At 70.8% G+C, this 15242-nt stretch carries 14 protein-coding genes; 4 read left to right on the top strand and 10 right to left on the bottom strand.

The window, feature by feature from the left end:
• Positions 1 to 61: 61 nt before the first annotated feature.
• Genes A4A78_RS14765 through A4A78_RS14740 form a run of 6 tightly spaced genes read right to left on the bottom strand, consistent with a single transcriptional unit; the run spans position 62 to position 6075 of the window.
• Positions 62 to 1048, bottom strand: coding sequence for a LacI family DNA-binding transcriptional regulator (locus A4A78_RS14765; protein WP_062950592.1), 987 nt, complete (start codon positions 1046 to 1048; stop codon positions 62 to 64).
• 24 nt (positions 1049 to 1072) lie between these two features.
• Complete coding sequence (locus A4A78_RS14760; RefSeq protein WP_062950590.1) at positions 1073 to 2206, bottom strand: Gfo/Idh/MocA family protein; 1134 nt, start codon at positions 2204 to 2206, stop codon at positions 1073 to 1075.
• Positions 2203 to 2997, bottom strand: coding sequence for a ThuA domain-containing protein (locus tag A4A78_RS14755; protein ID WP_062950588.1), 795 nt, complete (start codon positions 2995 to 2997; stop codon positions 2203 to 2205). Before A4A78_RS14755 ends, A4A78_RS14760 begins: the two co-directional genes overlap by 4 nt.
• Before the next feature lie 49 nt (positions 2998 to 3046).
• Positions 3047 to 3856: a carbohydrate ABC transporter permease gene (locus A4A78_RS14750; protein ID WP_062951263.1), complete on the bottom strand. Its 810-nt coding sequence runs from the start codon at positions 3854 to 3856 to the stop codon at positions 3047 to 3049.
• 5 nt (positions 3857 to 3861) lie between these two features.
• On the bottom strand, positions 3862 to 4800 hold the full coding sequence (locus A4A78_RS14745; RefSeq protein WP_062950586.1) for a carbohydrate ABC transporter permease: 939 nt from the start codon (positions 4798 to 4800) through the stop codon (positions 3862 to 3864).
• Between the two features lie 18 nt (positions 4801 to 4818).
• Positions 4819 to 6075 (bottom strand): extracellular solute-binding protein, encoded by a 1257-nt coding sequence (locus A4A78_RS14740; protein WP_062950583.1) that lies wholly within the window; start codon positions 6073 to 6075, stop codon positions 4819 to 4821.
• A 319-nt stretch (positions 6076 to 6394) separates the two neighbouring features.
• On the opposite strand from A4A78_RS14740, the gene A4A78_RS14735 reads away from it, so the two are divergent.
• The 4 genes from A4A78_RS14735 to A4A78_RS14720 all read left to right on the top strand — a co-directional run bounded on the left by A4A78_RS14735 (position 6395) and on the right by A4A78_RS14720 (position 11301).
• Entirely contained in the window at positions 6395 to 7945 is a 1551-nt protein-coding gene (locus A4A78_RS14735) for a DUF1846 domain-containing protein (protein ID WP_197466695.1), read from the top strand.
• A 138-nt stretch (positions 7946 to 8083) separates the two neighbouring features.
• Positions 8084 to 8848, top strand: coding sequence for a hypothetical protein (locus A4A78_RS14730; protein ID WP_156488641.1), 765 nt, complete (start codon positions 8084 to 8086; stop codon positions 8846 to 8848).
• A gap of 43 nt (positions 8849 to 8891) precedes the next feature.
• Positions 8892 to 9644, top strand: coding sequence for an alpha/beta hydrolase (locus A4A78_RS14725; RefSeq protein WP_062950581.1), 753 nt, complete (start codon positions 8892 to 8894; stop codon positions 9642 to 9644).
• A gap of 292 nt (positions 9645 to 9936) precedes the next feature.
• Positions 9937 to 11301 carry a GntP family permease gene (locus A4A78_RS14720; protein ID WP_062950580.1) on the top strand — a complete coding sequence of 455 codons (1365 nt, stop codon included), beginning with the start codon at positions 9937 to 9939 and terminating at the stop codon, positions 11299 to 11301.
• Between the two features lie 52 nt (positions 11302 to 11353).
• On the opposite strand, the gene A4A78_RS14715 is transcribed toward A4A78_RS14720, so the two are convergent.
• From A4A78_RS14715 to A4A78_RS14700, 4 genes are all read right to left on the bottom strand, one after another.
• Complete coding sequence (locus A4A78_RS14715; RefSeq protein WP_062950578.1) at positions 11354 to 12310, bottom strand: endonuclease/exonuclease/phosphatase family protein; 957 nt, start codon at positions 12308 to 12310, stop codon at positions 11354 to 11356.
• A 218-nt stretch (positions 12311 to 12528) separates the two neighbouring features.
• Positions 12529 to 13368: an Ltp family lipoprotein gene (locus tag A4A78_RS14710; protein ID WP_082835363.1), complete on the bottom strand. Its 840-nt coding sequence runs from the start codon at positions 13366 to 13368 to the stop codon at positions 12529 to 12531.
• A 266-nt stretch (positions 13369 to 13634) separates the two neighbouring features.
• The gene (locus tag A4A78_RS14705) at positions 13635 to 13976 is read right to left on the bottom strand and encodes a hypothetical protein (RefSeq protein WP_062950577.1); all 342 of its coding nucleotides are present in this window, start codon (positions 13974 to 13976) and stop codon (positions 13635 to 13637) included.
• Positions 13973 to 15217 carry a hypothetical protein gene (locus A4A78_RS14700; RefSeq protein ID WP_062951259.1) on the bottom strand — a complete coding sequence of 415 codons (1245 nt, stop codon included), beginning with the start codon at positions 15215 to 15217 and terminating at the stop codon, positions 13973 to 13975. Before A4A78_RS14700 ends, A4A78_RS14705 begins: the two co-directional genes overlap by 4 nt.
• Positions 15218 to 15242: the final 25 nt, after the last annotated feature.

Below are 15242 nucleotides of genomic sequence, written 5' to 3'. Positions count from 1 at the left end.
GGGTGCCCAAAGGGTGAGTTCGCACCGGGGAGCTGTGCGTCGGCTCACCCCGCCGGAGCGCTCAGCCCTCGAGCCAGCGCGGCTCGACGAGGGTGATCCGGGGCCCCGCGCCCTCGGTGCGCAGCAGGCGCACGAGTTCGGCGACCGCGAGCTCGCTGATCTCGATCCGGCGCGGGTCGATCTGCGGGACGGAGGCCAGCAGCGGGCTGACGTCCACGAGCTCCGAGCCGCTCAGCGCGATGAGCAGCCGGGTGTCGTCCACCAGCGCCCCGGTCGCGGCCATGGCGAAGAGCACCTGGCGGACCCCGGTGATGCCGAAGAGGGCGGTGCGCTGACCCGGCAGGGTCAGGCGCAGGGCGCGCTCGGGGGCCTCGGCGAGCGCGCCCGCGTCCAGGACGATCTCGAGCGGGGCGTCCTGCGCCATCTGCTCCACGCCGGCGAGGAAGCGGGCCACGTCGTTGCGGGCGCGCTTGCGCCCGGGCGCCCCGAAGAGCAGCACCCGGTTGCACTCCTCCTCGAGCGCCCGCTCGACGACCATCCGCCCGAGCATCTCGAAGTCGAGGTCGACCACGGAGCCCTGCGGGAACTCCTCGGGCTTGCCGATCGTGACGAAGGGCAGGCCGGACTCGATCACGGGCGCGATGCGCTCGTCGATCCGGTCCAGCTCCATCAGGATCAGGCCTTCGCACACCCCCGTGCTCGTCACGCGGCGGATCCCGTCGGCGCCCTCCTGAGCGGTGACCAGGAGGATGTCGTAGCCGTGCCGTCGAGCCTCGCGGGCGATGGTGGCGACGAAGGTCATCAGCACGCCGTCGTCGCCGTCGGCCTCGGGGACCATCAGGCCGATCACGCCGCTGCGTCGCGAGCGGAGGGTGCGTGCGCCGGAGTTGGGGTGGTAGCCGAGCTTCGCGATCGCGTCCTCGACCCGTGCCCGGGTCGCCTCGGAGATCGGCCGGGAGCCGGTCAGCACGTAGCTCACCGTGGACTGGGAGACTCCGGCGAGGCGGGCGACGTCCTGGCTCGTCGGAGCCTTCTTCCTCGTCGGCACTGCCGTCCCCTTCCCCGGTGCCGGTCACCTCGCGCCGAGCCCCGAGGCACCAGTCTTCCACGCCTGCAGCGCCCGGCTGCGGCCGTCCGCCGAATCGAGCTCCCGCGCCTCGACGAGCGCCTCGTCCAGCAGGTCGGCGAGGAGGACGCGGCGGCCGGTGTCGGCGGAGCGCACCGCCGCTTCGACGATCGCCTGGGTCCACACGTTGCCGTGCACCTCGGAGTCGGGCACGGGCCCTCCGCGCAGCGCGGCGCAGAACTCGGCGAGGGAGGCGTCGAGCTCCCAGCGCTCCTGGGGCCCGGGGGCACGGCCGGGGACGGGGTCGCCGCCCGACGGGTGGGCCGTCGGCGGCGTCTCCCCGTCCCAGCGGACGGACCCGCCCTCGCAGTGCAGAGCCCAGTCGCCGTTCCAGCTGGTCTCGTCCCCCGGCGAGCACCAGGAGCCGGAGTAGGTGTGCACGGCGCCGGTGTCGTACGTGATGGCGACGGTCGCCGCCGCGTCCCCGGCGTACCAGCTCCATCCCGGGTTGTAGGAGGTCGCGGTGACCGAGACGGGCGTTCCGGCCAGCAGCACGCGTCCGGCGTCGAAGGCGTGGATGGCCATGTCGACCAGGAGCGGGTGCTCCATCTCGTCGCGGAAGCCGCCGAAGCGGGGCGCCTTCGCGAAGCGGGTGTCGACGATCCCCGCCCCACCGAGGCCGTCGGCGAGACGCCGCGCCTCGTGGAGGTGGGGGTTGTTCCGACGGGACTGGGAGACCATGAACAGCCTCCCGGTCTCCTCGGCGTGGCCGGCGAGGGAGACGGCCTCCGCGAGGGTCGCCGCGCACGGCTTCTCCCCCAGCACCGGATAGCCCGCGTGCAGGGCGTCGGCGGTGACCTGGTGGTGGGCGGCGGGGATCGTCACGTCGATCACCGCCTCGGCGCCGGAGCGCGCGGCGACCTCGAGCAGCTCCGTGCCGCTCGCGATCCCGGACTGCTCGTGCTCGGGCACGAGGTCCTGCACGGCGCGCTGCGCGGCCCCGTCCACCACGTCGACGACGCCGACCAGGCGCGCGGCATCGCTGTCCAGCACGGTGCGGATCCAGGTCCGCCCCATCCCTCCGGCGCCGACGACGAGCACCGGGACGAGCTCGGCCCTCCCCTGCGTCCCGGCGCTCATGCGTCCTTCCCTGCGGCCTCGGCGTCGCCGACGCCCTGCCCGGTCGCGCCGGTGAGGAACCAGTCGGTCTCGAAGCGGTCCAGGAAGGGGACCTCGCGATCGGCGACGGCGGGGCGGGCCCAGCGCACGCCGTTGGCGATCACGCGGCGCACGTCGCGGTGGTGGTAGACGGGATAGTCCTGGTCCCCGGGCGAGAAGTAGAAGATCTTCCCCTTGCCGCGCCGGAAGGTGCAGCCGGAGCGGAACACCTCTCCCCCGCTGAAGGAGGAGACGAAGATCAGCTCGTCGGGGACGGGGATGTCGAAGTGCTCGCCGTACATCTCCTGCTCGTCGATGACGATCGGGTGCGGGACGCCCTCAGCGATCGGGTGGGAGGGGTTCACGGTCCAGACCAGCTCCCGGTCGGCCTCGTTCCGCCAGCGCAACGTGCAGGTGGTGCCCATCAGCCGGGTGAAGGGCTTGGACCAGTGGCCCGAGTGCAGGACCACCAGGCCCATCCCGGACAGGACGTGGCGCTGGACCCGCTCGGCGAGCTCGTCGGACACCTCTCCGTGGGCCATGTGCCCCCACCAGGTGAGCACGTCGGTGCGGGCGAGCACCTCCTCGGTCAGCCCGTGCTCGGGGTCGTCGAGCAGGGCGATGGAGGTGGTGACCTCCTCGCCGAGGTTCTCCACGATCCCGTCGCGGATCGCGGAGTGCATCCCCTCGGGATAGTGCTCGCGCACGCGCGCATCGCGCTGCTCGTGGCGGTTCTCGCCCCAGACGGTGACGCGGAGGGGGGTGGTGGTCATGATGCGGGTCCTTTCGGGACGGGGTGCAGCGGTCATGGGTGAGCGACGCTCATTTCACGGCGCCGCCGGTGGCCCCGGCGGCGATGTACTTCTGGGCGATGATCATGAGGATCACCGCGGGCAGGGAGGACAGGACCGCCGTGGACATCACGGCGCTCCAGTCGGTGTCGTTGGTGCCGATGTACGTGTACAGGCCCAGCGTGACGGGCCGGATGCTCTCCCCCGTGGTGAGGGTCAGCGCCATCAGGAAGTCGCTCCACGCGAAGAGGAACGAGAAGATCGCGGCGGTGACCAGGGAGTTCTTCGACACCGGCAGGACGATCGACCAGAAGGCCCGCACGTGCCCGCAGCCGTCCACGCGGGCCGCCTCGACGATCGAGGACGGGAAGCTCTCCAGATAGGCCCGCATGATCAGGATGGCGAAGGGGATGCCCTGGGAGGCGTCGGCCAGGATCAGTCCGGGGATCGAGTTGATCAGCCCCAGCGGGGAGTACGCGGTGTACAGCGCGTTCGCGATCACGATCCCCGGGATCATCTGGCTGATCAGCACGAAGAACACCAGCACGCCGGTGCCGCGGATGTTGAGCTGCGCGAGGGCGTAGGCGCAGGGCGCGGCGATCACGACGGACAGCAGGCAGGCGCCGACGGCGACGACGAGAGAGGTGAGGAGGTTCTGTCCCTGGTCGGCGATCGCCCGTGAGTAGCCCGAGAAGTCCGGGTCCAGCGGGAACCACTGGGTGTTCAGGGCGTTGCCCGCAGGGGCGAGCGAGGCGTTGACCATCCAGTAGACGGGGAACAGCATGACGGCGACCAGCGCGATGCCGATCACGGTGTGCCGGGCGGGGTGTGAGGTCCTCATCGGGGTCATCCCTTCTTCGCCGCGCGGGCATTGGCGCGCAGGTAGACGATCGCGAAGGCGAGGGCGATGACGATCAGGATGTTGCTGAGCGCTGCGCCCTGGCCGAAGTCGAACTCGACGAAGCTCATCTCGTAGCTGCGGGTGGCGAGGGTCTGGGTGGCGTTGGCCGGCCCGCCTCCGGTCAGGCCGATGATCAGGTCGAGCACCTTGAGGGTGTAGATCACCCCGAGCAGCAGCACGACCGAGACCACCGGGCGCAGCATCGGCAGGGTGATGTGCCGGAAGGCCTTCCATCCCGTCGCCCCGTCGAGCGCCCCGGTCTCGTAGAGCTCCTCGGGGATGGACTGGAGCCCGCTGTACAGCAGCACGACGTTGAAGGGGATGCCGAGCCAGATGTTCACCCCGATCACGGCGATCAGTGCGGTGTCGGAGCTGACCAGCCACGGGATCGGCTCGGCGATCAGTCCGACTCCCTCCAGGAAGCGGTTGAGCACGCCGTTGTCCTGCTCGAGGATCCACCGCCACACGGCGGCGGAGACGATCATCGGCAGCAGCCAGGGAAGCAGGAGCAGGGAGCGCAGGAAGCCGGAGAGAGGGAACCGCTTGCGGAAGTACAGCGCCAGGCCCATCCCGAGCACGAACTGCCCGAGGATCGAACCGACGGTGAACAGTCCCGTGTTGCGCAGCGCCCTGAGGAAGATCGGGTCGCTGAGCGTCGCGGCGTAGTTCTCCAGGCCGATGAACGGTGCGCTGCCGTTGAAGAAGGTCGCGAAGTCGTAGGCCTGGAAGCTCATCACGATGTTCTTGAGGATCGGGAATCCGAAGAACGCGAGCATGTAGAGCACCGCGGGCACGATGAAGCCGATGCGGACCAGGAGGTCGCGGCGTCGCGCCGCGTCCCGGCCGGGGCGCGGGATGTCGGCGGGGGCGGGGGTGGTGGTCATCTCTTTCGTCCTCCTCTCTCAGCGCACGGTCCGTGCGGCCTCGTCGAAGGCCTCGGCCGGGTCGACGCCGTCGACGAGCACGCGCTGGTTGGCGGTGTAGATGGCCTTGGCCGTGGTGGGCCAGTCCGGCCCGAGCTGCGCGGTGCGCGCACGCGCGGTCGAGACCTGCTCGACGAAGGTGCCGAGATCGGGGTTCTCCGCGGCGAAGCGCTCCGCCGTCGCGGCGTGGCCGGGGATGGTCGAGCGCTCCTGGCCCATGAAGAGCTGGTGCTCAGGGGCGACGAAGGCCTTCAGGAGCTCGGCGGCACGGGCCTGCTTCTCCTCGTCGCCGGTGATCGGGACGGTCCACACCTCCCCGCCGAGCGGCGCGATCGACGCATCGCCCGCGGAGGGGACCGGGAGGGTCGCCACGCCCCAGTCGAGATCCGGGGTGTCGGCGCGCAGGCCGGCGATGTTCCAGGGGCCGTTGACGACCATCGCGGCGTTCCCGGCCTTGAACTGATCGATCGCGTCGCCCTGTCCCCAGTTCACGACGGACCGGGACGCGACGCCGTCGCGGACGAGATCGGCCCACAGCTGGGAGGCGCCCAGCACCCCGTCGCCGCGCAGGTCGGTCTCGTCACCGCCGTTGGACCACATGAAGGGCATGAACTGGAAGGTGCCCTCGTAGCTGGCGATCGCGGAGAAGGCGATCCCGTAGCGGTCCGAGGTCGTCAGCTCCGCGGCCGCCGAGCGCAGCTCGTCCCAGGTCCGGGGCGGCTCGAGCCCCGCCTCGTCGAGTGCGGCGATGTCGTAGAACAGCGCGATGGTGTTGACGGTGGGGGCGATTCCGTAGAGGGTCCCCTCGTGCATGCCGAGGTCCGCGACCGCGGGGGTGAACCCGTCGGTGGTGATGCCGTGCGGCTCGAGCGGGGCGAGCGCGCCCGAGGCGGCCACCTGCTGCACGTTGGGGTTGTCGAGCATCAGGAGGTCCGGCATGGTGCGCGAGGACCCCATCTGGAGGACCTTCGCCACGAGCTGGTCACCGGGGACCCGCTCGCGGGAGAATGTCAGCCCGAGGTCCGCCGCGCACGTCTCGAAGGTGCCCTCGATCGCGACGTCGTCGGCCGGGGTGTTGTAGTAGTCGACGATCCGGATCTCCTGCGTGCCGGTGCCGCGGGAGCCCTGCCCGCAGCCGCCGAGCGCCATCAGGGCCGGGGCCGCGAAGGCGGCGGCGCCGAGGGCGCGCCGACTCGGCCGAGGGCGCGTCGGTCTCGCTGACGAGGACGTCATCATCCTTCTCTCTTCTCTGCGTCGACGGCACCGTGCCCACCTTATCGATTCGAATCGACAAGACCGGCGGTTCGTCGGTCGGGTGATAGCGGGGAGGCGCCGAGGTCTTTGCCCGCACGCTCGACGGTGAGAGGTGCGCGGCAGGCCACCATCATCACCGCGTGTGGCGCTGATTGCAAGCGTTTTGTCGATTCGAATCGACATCGACCCCGGTCGGACGTCATGACCTGCGACCCGACGCGCCCGTGCTCTCGACCACCTGCCGCTCCCGGAAGGCCCCCGGGACCGTCCGCGTCGGGCCCCGCGGTGCTAGCGTGCCGGGGTGACCGCTTCGGACCCCCGCTCCCCTGCCGCGCCCACCCCCTCCGCCCCGGAGGATCCCGGCGCACGGATCGGGTTCGATCGCGAGAAGTACATCGAGCTGCAGTCCCGCCACATCCAGCAGCGCCGCGAGGAGATCGGCGGGAAGCTCTACCTCGAGATGGGCGGGAAGCTCTTCGACGACCACCACGCCTCCCGGGTGCTGCCCGGCTTCACGCCGGACAACAAGATCGCGATGCTCGAGCGGCTGCGGGACGAGCTCGAGATCCTCGTGTGCCTGAACGCGAAGGACCTCGAGCGCCAGAAGGTCCGTGCGGATCTGGGCATCACCTACGAGGACGACGTGCTGCGGCTGATCGACGTCTTCCGCGAGCGGGGCTTCCTGGTCGAGAACGTGGTCCTCACCCAGCTCGAGGAGAAGAACCACATCGCCCACGCCTTCATCGAGCGCCTGCAGCGCCTGGGCCTCACCGTCGCACGCCACGGGGTGATCCCCGGCTATCCGCAGGACACCGCCCGGATCGTCTCCGAGCAGGGCTTCGGCGCGAACGAGTACACGATCACCAGCCGCGACCTCATCGTGGTCACCGCACCCGGCCCGGGCTCGGGCAAGCTCGCTACCTGCCTCTCGCAGATCTACCACGACCATCAGCGCGGCATCCCCTCGGGCTACGCAAAATTCGAGACCTTCCCGATCTGGGACCTGCCGCTCGAGCACCCGGTCAACCTCGCCTACGAGTCGGCGACGGCGGATCTCGACGACCTGAACCTCATCGACCCCTTCCACCTCGCCGCCTACGGCACCCAGGTCACGAGCTACAACCGGGACGTCGAGGTCTTCCCGCTGCTGCGCACCCTGCTCGAGAAGCTCACGGGCTCGTCCCCCTACGCCTCCCCCACCGACATGGGCGTGAACCTCGCCGGGTCCTGCATCACGGGCGACGAGGTCTGCCGGGAGGCGGCGCGCCAGGAGATCATCCGCCGCTACTACAAGGCGCTGATGCACGAGCGGATCCAGGACGAGGACGACGTCGTCTCGCAGCGGATCGGGATGGTGATGTCGAAGGCCGGCTGCTCGCCGAGCGACCGCTCGGTCGTCGAGCCGGCGCTCGCGGTCGAGGCGCGCACCGGAGAGCCGGGTGCCGCGATCGAGCTGGCCGACGGCACGATCGTGACCGGCAAGACCTCTGCCCTGCTCGGCTGCTCAGCGGCGATGCTGCTGAACGCCCTGAAGCATCTGGCGGGGCTGGACGATGCGGTGCAGCTGCTCTCCCCCTCCTCGATCGAGCCGATCCAGACCCTGAAGACCGAGCACCTCGGCTCGCGCAATCCCCGCCTGCACACCGATGAGGTGCTGATCGCCCTGTCGGTCTCCGCCTCGAGCGACGAGAACGCGCGCCGCGCCGTGGACCAGCTGCGCAGCCTGGCAGGCTGCGACGTGCACACCACCACCATCCTCGGGACCGTGGACGAGGACATCTTCCGCAACCTCGGCATCTCGGTGACCTCCGAGCCGCGCTTCCTGCGCAAGGCGCTCTACCACAAACGCTGAGCGACGCACCGTTCTCCGGCGGCCCCTTGCGCCCCGCCGGACGAATCGGTCCAATGGTGATCGGCCCCACTCAAACAGCTGTCCATCACGAGGGTGGGCTCGGGGCGGGCCGTGCACGCCGATTCGAGGGGGATCACCTTGCACGCCGTCCGTCGCGCACTCGCCGCCGCCGCGGCACCGCTGCTGATCGCAGGCCTCGCCGCCTGCGGGAGCTCCGAGGAGCCGGCCGCCACCGAGCAGGCCCCGACCGTCGAGGGGACCGACGAGGAGCAGAGCCCTGCCGAGGAGCCGGAAGACGACGGCGAGGAGGACTCCCCGTCGGCCGAGCAGCCGGAGGAGCCCGAGGCCTCCGACGACGCCGGCGAGACGGGCGCGGCCGGCTCCGGCACCACCTCCGTCGAGCATCTCTGGATCGACGACTCCTGGACGATCGAGGAGATCGACGACATCTGCGGCGAGATGGACCTCTCCCCCGCCCACTACTCCGACCAGGAGGGCTTCTTCAGCTGCGGCCCGACGGCCGCGAGCGCCCTGGCCTGCCAGGTCGAGGCCGAGAACCTCGTCCGCTGCATCACTAACGCCCCGGGCCGCAGCGCGATCAGCTTCACCTCGGACAAGGCCGCGGAGGATGCCGGGGCGATGCCCGCGAACGAGGACGCCCTGCCGATCCAGGTGACGCTGCCCGAAGGCGTGACCTGCCAGCCGATCTCCCACGATCACGACCAGCACTTCGAGGACATGTTCAGCTGGTACTCCTGCGACGACGGCTCCGAGCTGCTGACCGACAAGGACATCACCGACACCTTCGCCGTCGAGGGAGAGACCTGGACGGTGCAGCGGTCCGTCGACAAGGGCGCTCCCGAGGAGGTCGTCGCGGAGACCGTCACCTTCGCCGGGAGCTGACCTGTCACCGCCGGCTCCGGGGAGGGTCTGCTAGCGTCCGCGCGTGCCCAGCCCCACCCTGCTCCGTCGTCGACTGCTCCGTCTGCTCGCCGCGCTCCTGACGCTCGTGCTGCTCGCAGCGGTGGGGCTCGTGGTGTGGAGCCGCATCGGGGTGATGGACGCGGAGGCCGCGCCGTGGCAGGGGGTGCAGGAGGATCCGCGGATCGCGGACGAGCGCACCGACACCGCACTCGTCCTACGGCCCAGCGAGCCCGAGCCCGCAGGGACGGGGCTCCTCTTCTACCCAGGGGCGAAGGTCGAGCCGGAGGCCTATGCGGCGCGACTCTCCGGGTTGGTCACCGAGCTCGGCGTGACGGTCGTGATCGTCGATCCGCCGCTGAACCTCTCCCTGTTCGACCGGCGCGCTCCCGAACGGTTCACCTCCGTCGCGCCGGAGGTCGAGACCTGGCTGGTCGGAGGGCACTCGATGGGCGGGGTGCGGGCCTGTGAGCTCGCCGAGGAGGCGGATGCCCTGGTGCTGTTCGCCTCGTACTGCGCCGCGGACCTCTCCAGCACGGAGGTGCCGGTGCTGAGCCTCTCCGGCAGCGAGGACGGACTGTCCACGCCGAAGAAGATCGCAGAGCACCGCGACGCCCTGCCGGGCAGCGCCGAGATGGTCGAGATCGCCGGAGCGAGCCATGCGAGCTTCGGGGACTACGGGCCGCAGAGCGGCGACGGCACGCCGACCATCGACGACGCCGAGATGGACGCCGCGGTCGAGGACGCCGTCGCGGAGCTCCTCGGCTCGATGCCCTGACCCGGCCGCGGTCACCACCCCGCCGTCGGCGACGACGACGCCTCATGTCATGACATCCACACGGGCACTTATCGCAGATTGACGCCGCGGGCGCCCATCGGGCTATGGAACTGGTAGATCTCTCCGCCCTGCTGCCATGTTTGTCTTGACATAAATCTCGTCGTGGCCAAGGCTGGGATCGGTCGACCCGCCGGCGGACCACAGAGCAGTGATCGTGAGCCCTCGCCGGGACGGCCCGTCCCCATCCCCCGGCGGCTACGTCGCCGCCCCGACCGTGCGAATGCGACGAGATATGACTCCCACGACCCTGCTGCTGATCGGGGCGGGATCCATCGCGATCCTGCTCGTGCTGATCATGTGGCTCAAGCTCAACGCGACGGTCTCCCTGATCGTCGTCTCCGCCGGCACCGCTCTGGTCGCCGGCACCTCGATGACGGGCCTGCTCGACCTGCTCGTGGACTCCTTCTCCTCGACGGTGGGGAAGCTGGCCCTGATCATCGGCTTCGGCGCCGTGTTCGGGCGGATCCTCGAGCAGTCCGGCGGAGCGGAGGTGCTCGCCTCGACGATGCTGCGGCTCTTCGGCGAGAAGCGTGCGCCGCTCGCGCTCTCGATCGCCTCGCTGCTGTTCGGCTTCCCGATCTTCTTCGACGCCGGCCTGCTGGTCATGTTCCCGATCCTGTTCAACGTCGCCCGGCGCCTGGGCGGACCGGTCCTGCTCTACGCCCTCCCGGCGGCGGGATCCTTCCAGGTGATGCACGGGCTCATGCCGCCCCATCCCGGCCCGGTCGCCGCCGCGTCGGTCACCGGCGTGAACCTCGGGATGGTGTTCCTCATGGGCGCCGTCGTCGCGATCCCCACCTGGTACCTGGCGGGCTACCGCCTCGCGCTGTTCATGGCGCGGCGTTTCGACATCTCCCTGCCCACCATCCTCGGAGGCGGCGACGCCTCGGAGCGCGAGCTTCCCGGGAAGGAGCCGTCGTTCGGCGCTGTGGTCAGCCTGCTGCTGCTGCCGATCGTCCTGATCGCGGGGAACACCGTGACCACGACCCTCCAGAGCAGCGGCGCCGTCCCGGAGGATGCCCTGTGGGCGAACACCGTGCGATTCCTCGGGGACACGGCCGTGGCGCTCGTCCTCTCCGTGATCGTCGCGCTCGTGGTGCTGGGCTACGCGCGACGCGTCCCCTGGGCGAACCTCAGCCGCATCGTCGATTCCGGGTTCATGCCCGTCGCCTCGATCATCATGGTCGCCGGCGCCGGCGGGATGTTCGGCGGCGTGCTGCGCGAGACCGGCATCGGCACCGCACTGGCGGACCTGCTCGAGGACGTCGGTCTCCCCCTGCTGGTCAGCGCCTACCTGATCTCGCTCGCCCTGCGCGTCGCACAGGGCTCGGCCACCGTAGCCATCACGACGACGGCCGGCCTCCTCGGCCCGGCGGTCATGGCGGCCGAGGCGAGCCCGGCGCAGCTCGCGCTGCTGATCGTAGCGATGGGAGCGGGCTCGTTCTTCGCATCCCACGTGAACGACTCAGGGTTCTGGCTCGTCGGCGGCCTGCTCCAGGTCGACACGGCCACGAACCTGCGCCTGTGGACCGTCTTCACCTCGGCGATCTCGCTGACGGCCTTCGCCGTCACCGCGCTGCTCTATCTCGTGGTGTGACCACGTCGGCGGGCGGTGCCTCCCCCTTCCAGGGAGCACCGCCCGCTGTCGTTCATGCCGTCGGCAGCTCGATCAGAGCCTGGACCGGGGCGTGGTCGGAGGGGTAGGCGCCAGACGCGTCGCGCCACACGTTGATCGCCGCCCTGCTGGTGACCAGGCCGTCGGTGGTGAGCACCCAGTCGATGCGGTCGCCGTCCTCGACCGGGTCCTCGTAGCCGGGGAAGGTCCCCCATGCCGGGGTGACGCGCTGCGCGGCGGAGTCCCAGGTGTCGACCGTCGGCCCGTCGGTGACCAGCGTCGTGTAGGCGCCGGAGTCGTGGGCATGGGAGTTGAAGTCGCCGGTGACGATGGTGGGGAGCTCGTCGAGCTCGCCGCCCTGGAAGAGGTCGATCATCGCGTCGGCGCTGCGGATCCGGGCCGGCTCGCTCTGATGATCGAAGTGGGTGTTGATCATCGCGAACTCGGCCCCGGAGGCGAGGTCGCGCAGCCGCGCCCAGACCACGATGCGGGTGACGGTGTTGCCCCAGGTGGCCGAGCCGATCACGTCGGGGGTGTCGGAGAGCCAGAACTGGTCCCACTGGAGCACCTCGAGGCGGGTGCTGTCGTAGAAGATCGCGGAGTACTCGCCGGCGCTGCCGCCCTCGCGGCCGTAGCCGATGCTGCGGTGGCGCGGCAGGGCGGACTCGATCGCGGTCAGCTGCCCGTACAGCGCCTCCTGGATGCCGAGCAGGGTGGGCTTCTCCCGCTCGAGCAGCTCGATCAGCAGCGGCCGACGGGTCGGCCAGTGGTCGGGGTCGCCCTCGACGGTGCCGCCGCCCGCGGAGCGGTCGTAGCGGATGTTGAAGCTCATCACGTGGAGCTCGTCGCGCTTCGCGCGGCCGATCAGCGCTCGGGAGGGGTTCTGCGCGGGTGCGGCGCCTGCCGGGGCGGCGGCCGCGGCGAGGGCGGCGCCCCCGGCGGCGGCGCCGAGGCCGGTGAGGATGGTGCGACGGGCGGGGGCGACGGCCATGGGGGCTCTCCTGGGCTCGGGGTCAGGACCGCGACCGACCGTAACGCCGAACTCAGAGGTGACCAGGGGGTTCGCCCGCTTCAGGGCAGGGCTTCACCGAGTCGATGCCCGACGGCCATGGTCGTCCTGGCACCGGCGCCGTGCGGCGGATGCGCGACGGGGCGCCCGCCGTGCGGCGGACGCCCCGTCGTGGGGAAGGCGGGCAGGTGCCCGCGGCCTCAGCCGTCGAGGTTCTCGACGGCGTAGTCGGCCTCCTCCTGGGTGAACTGGTCCCCGTACTCGGAGGAGAGCTGGTCGCGGATCGCCTCGGGCGACATGTCCATCGTGTCGCGGTAGGACTTCGCGGACTCGAGGGCGTTCTGGTTCCAGTCCGCGACGATGGTGTCGATCGCGTACTGGGCCTGCTCCTCGGTGAACTGCTCGCCGTACTCGGAGGTGAGCTGGTCGTAGATGCCCTGCTTGGACATGTGCAGCGTCTCGGAGTAGGACTCCGCCGACCTCAGCGCGTTGTCGTTCCAGTCCGCCTCGAGGTTGTCGACCGCGTACTGCGCCGCCTCCTCGGAGAACTGGTCGCCGTACTCGGAGGTGAGCTGGTCGAAGATGCCCTGCTTGGACATGTGCAGCATCTCGGAGTAGGACTCCGCGCTGTTCAGCGCCGAGGTGTACTCCGCGGGCACGTCGCCCTCGGCCGGGGCCTCCTCCTCGGCGGGGGCCTCCTCCGCAGGAGCCTCCTCCTCGGTGGGCACCTCCTCGTCGATCGCCGCCTCCTCGGGCGCGGCCTCCTCGGCGGGCGCCTCCTCCTCGGGCGCGACGGGAGCGGCCTCGGTGGTGGTCGAGGAGTCCTCGCCGTCGCCGGAGCTCGTCGCGACGATCGCGCTGCAGCCGGCGATCGCGAGCGCGATGATCGCGAGGCAGCCGCAGCCGCCGGCGATGAACCACTTGCCGCGCTTCTTCTTCTGCGGGGCCGGAGCGGGGGCACCGGCGGGCATGCCGAACTGGGGCGCGGAGGAGGGATCGGGAGCGCCGGGCTCCGGGGACGGGGGGAGGGTGCTGTTCACAGCGGGTGTCCTCTCTGGACAGGATTCGGAGGCTCCAGGGCGCGGGAGCGCCCAGGGGTGATGCGGGGAGGAGAGGCCTGCTGCGGGGGACGGATGCTCCGTGATCGGGGGGCCGATCGACCGCTCGGGGCCTGCACTGTGAACCTTGCACCACCGGTGGGACAGTCGAAGTCCTGAACACCTGCAATGGAAGGCAGATCACAGGGTAACTGCGATCCCCCAGGTCACAGACAGGTCACGGCGCATCGGTCACTTGGACGACCCGGTCAGTCCGGAGCCGGGCCGTCCCACAGCGCGGCGTAGCGCTCGGCGAGCAGCGGCCAGACCTGCCGGACGACGTCGGCCGGCGAGATGATCCCGTCCGCGCCCGCACTGTCGAGCACGAGCTCGTGCGGGATCACGCGGCCGGCCTCGTCGGCGCGGCCCTCGGGATCCCGCAGCCGCACGGCGAGCAGCCCGTCCGTCCTCCAGCAGCCCTCGTCCTCGTCCTCGTGTCCGGAGAAGGCTCGTTCGTACAGCGGCAGCGGATCCGCGCCGGCACCGGTGCCGTCGAGGGGCAGGAAGCGGAAGCCCCAGGTCCGGCCGCGGGTCGCCCAGAGCAGGATCATCGCCTGCTCCGGCGCAGGACGCCCTCGCGCTCGGCGCGCTCGAGATCGATCTTGAAGCCCGTGAGGATCGCGGCGAGGCTCTGCTTCTTCTCGAGCGCCCGGTCGTGGACGCCCCGGAGCTTCTCCCCCGCGAGCGAGGCGGCGTCCTGGACCATGTCCTTGCTCAGCAGCGGCACCACGGTCGCGAGCGCCGTGGAGATCAGGCCGAGCCGTCCGGGCAGGCGGTGGCGGGCGCCGAACATCGCCAGCGCCATCGCCCCGGTGCCGATGGTGCCGGCGTTCTCGGCGAGCTCCCGGGCCACCTTCGCGGGGATCTCCTGACGCCGGGCCCAGGTGACATGCCGCTCGAAGGGCAGCATCGCGGCGAGCGGCAGGATCACGTCCACCCCGATCCGCTCGCGCACGGCGATGCGTCCCGGTGTGAAGCGCGCCGAGGACAGCAGCAGCGCGTCCTCCCCCACGGCGAGCGCCTCGTCGCCCACGACCATCGACTCGATCGCCTCGCGCAGCTGGCCGAGCTCGTCGGCGGCCTTCTCGAGCACGAGCGCCTTGAAGCGGTCCACGTCCATCTCCGGCAGCAGGTCCGCCTTGGACAGGGCGAGCACCCAGATGCGGGGGAAGCGCACCAGCTCCTTGTCGCCGTCGAGGATGTCCTCGCGCAGTCGCACGAGCCCGGTGCGCAGCGTGTGGAAGAGGGCCTTGAGGTAGCGCTCCTCCTCTCCGGCCGCGTCCTTCAGCTTCTGCCCGTCGACCATCAGCAGCGCGACGTCGGAGACGAGCAGGGCGCGGAACGCCTCGACGCGTCGGCGCTCCTCCTCCGGTCCGCTGACGGAGCGCTCGAACCATTCCCCGGGGTAGTCGTGCCACACCAGCTGCACGGCGTCGACGGGCATGGCCCTGCGCTCGGCGGCGCTGGGCGTGCTGCGCAGCGAGAGGGTGAAGCGGTAGGGCTCGGCGCGGAAGCGGTTCCCGGCGGGAACCTCGGCGGAGTTCTCCATCCGGAAGTAGTTCTTCAGCAGCCGGTCGCCCTGGGTGGTGTCGTCGGCGACGAGGTCGTAGAGCTGCGGGGACTGCGAGTCCTCCCGCCCGGACTGGTCCTGGGCGGCGCCGTAGAAGGAGGACAGCAGCACCGTCTTGCCGCTGCCGCTCTCCCCGAACACGGCGATGTGCTGCTCGAGACGCCTGCTGCGCGGCGCCTGCCCGCGTCGCAGGATCCGCCGGGCCTTCTCGCGCGCTGTCATGGTCCGAGGGTAGGGGACGGCACGG

Source organism: Brachybacterium sp. sponge, assembly GCF_001613775.1.
Lineage (GTDB): Bacteria > Actinomycetota > Actinomycetes > Actinomycetales > Dermabacteraceae > Brachybacterium > Brachybacterium conglomeratum.
Note: the sequence above shows the minus strand (reverse complement) of the source record. Positions and strands in the feature narration are given on the sequence as shown.

Coding starts and splice junctions, on each gene's coding strand:
- A4A78_RS14760 (WP_062950590.1), bottom strand. CDS start 2,206: ATGAGCGCCGGGACGCAGGGGAGGGCCGAGCTCGTCCCGGTGCTCGTC.
- A4A78_RS14755 (WP_062950588.1), bottom strand. CDS start 2,997: ATGACCACCACCCCCCTCCGCGTCACCGTCTGGGGCGAGAACCGCCAC.
- A4A78_RS14750 (WP_062951263.1), bottom strand. CDS start 3,856: ATGAGGACCTCACACCCCGCCCGGCACACCGTGATCGGCATCGCGCTG.
- A4A78_RS14745 (WP_062950586.1), bottom strand. CDS start 4,800: ATGACCACCACCCCCGCCCCCGCCGACATCCCGCGCCCCGGCCGGGAC.
- A4A78_RS14740 (WP_062950583.1), bottom strand. CDS start 6,075: ATGATGACGTCCTCGTCAGCGAGACCGACGCGCCCTCGGCCGAGTCGG.
- A4A78_RS14720 (WP_062950580.1), top strand. CDS start 9,937: ATGACTCCCACGACCCTGCTGCTGATCGGGGCGGGATCCATCGCGATC.
- A4A78_RS14715 (WP_062950578.1), bottom strand. CDS start 12,310: ATGGCCGTCGCCCCCGCCCGTCGCACCATCCTCACCGGCCTCGGCGCC.
- A4A78_RS14705 (WP_062950577.1), bottom strand. CDS start 13,976: ATGATCCTGCTCTGGGCGACCCGCGGCCGGACCTGGGGCTTCCGCTTC.
- A4A78_RS14700 (WP_062951259.1), bottom strand. CDS start 15,217: ATGACAGCGCGCGAGAAGGCCCGGCGGATCCTGCGACGCGGGCAGGCG.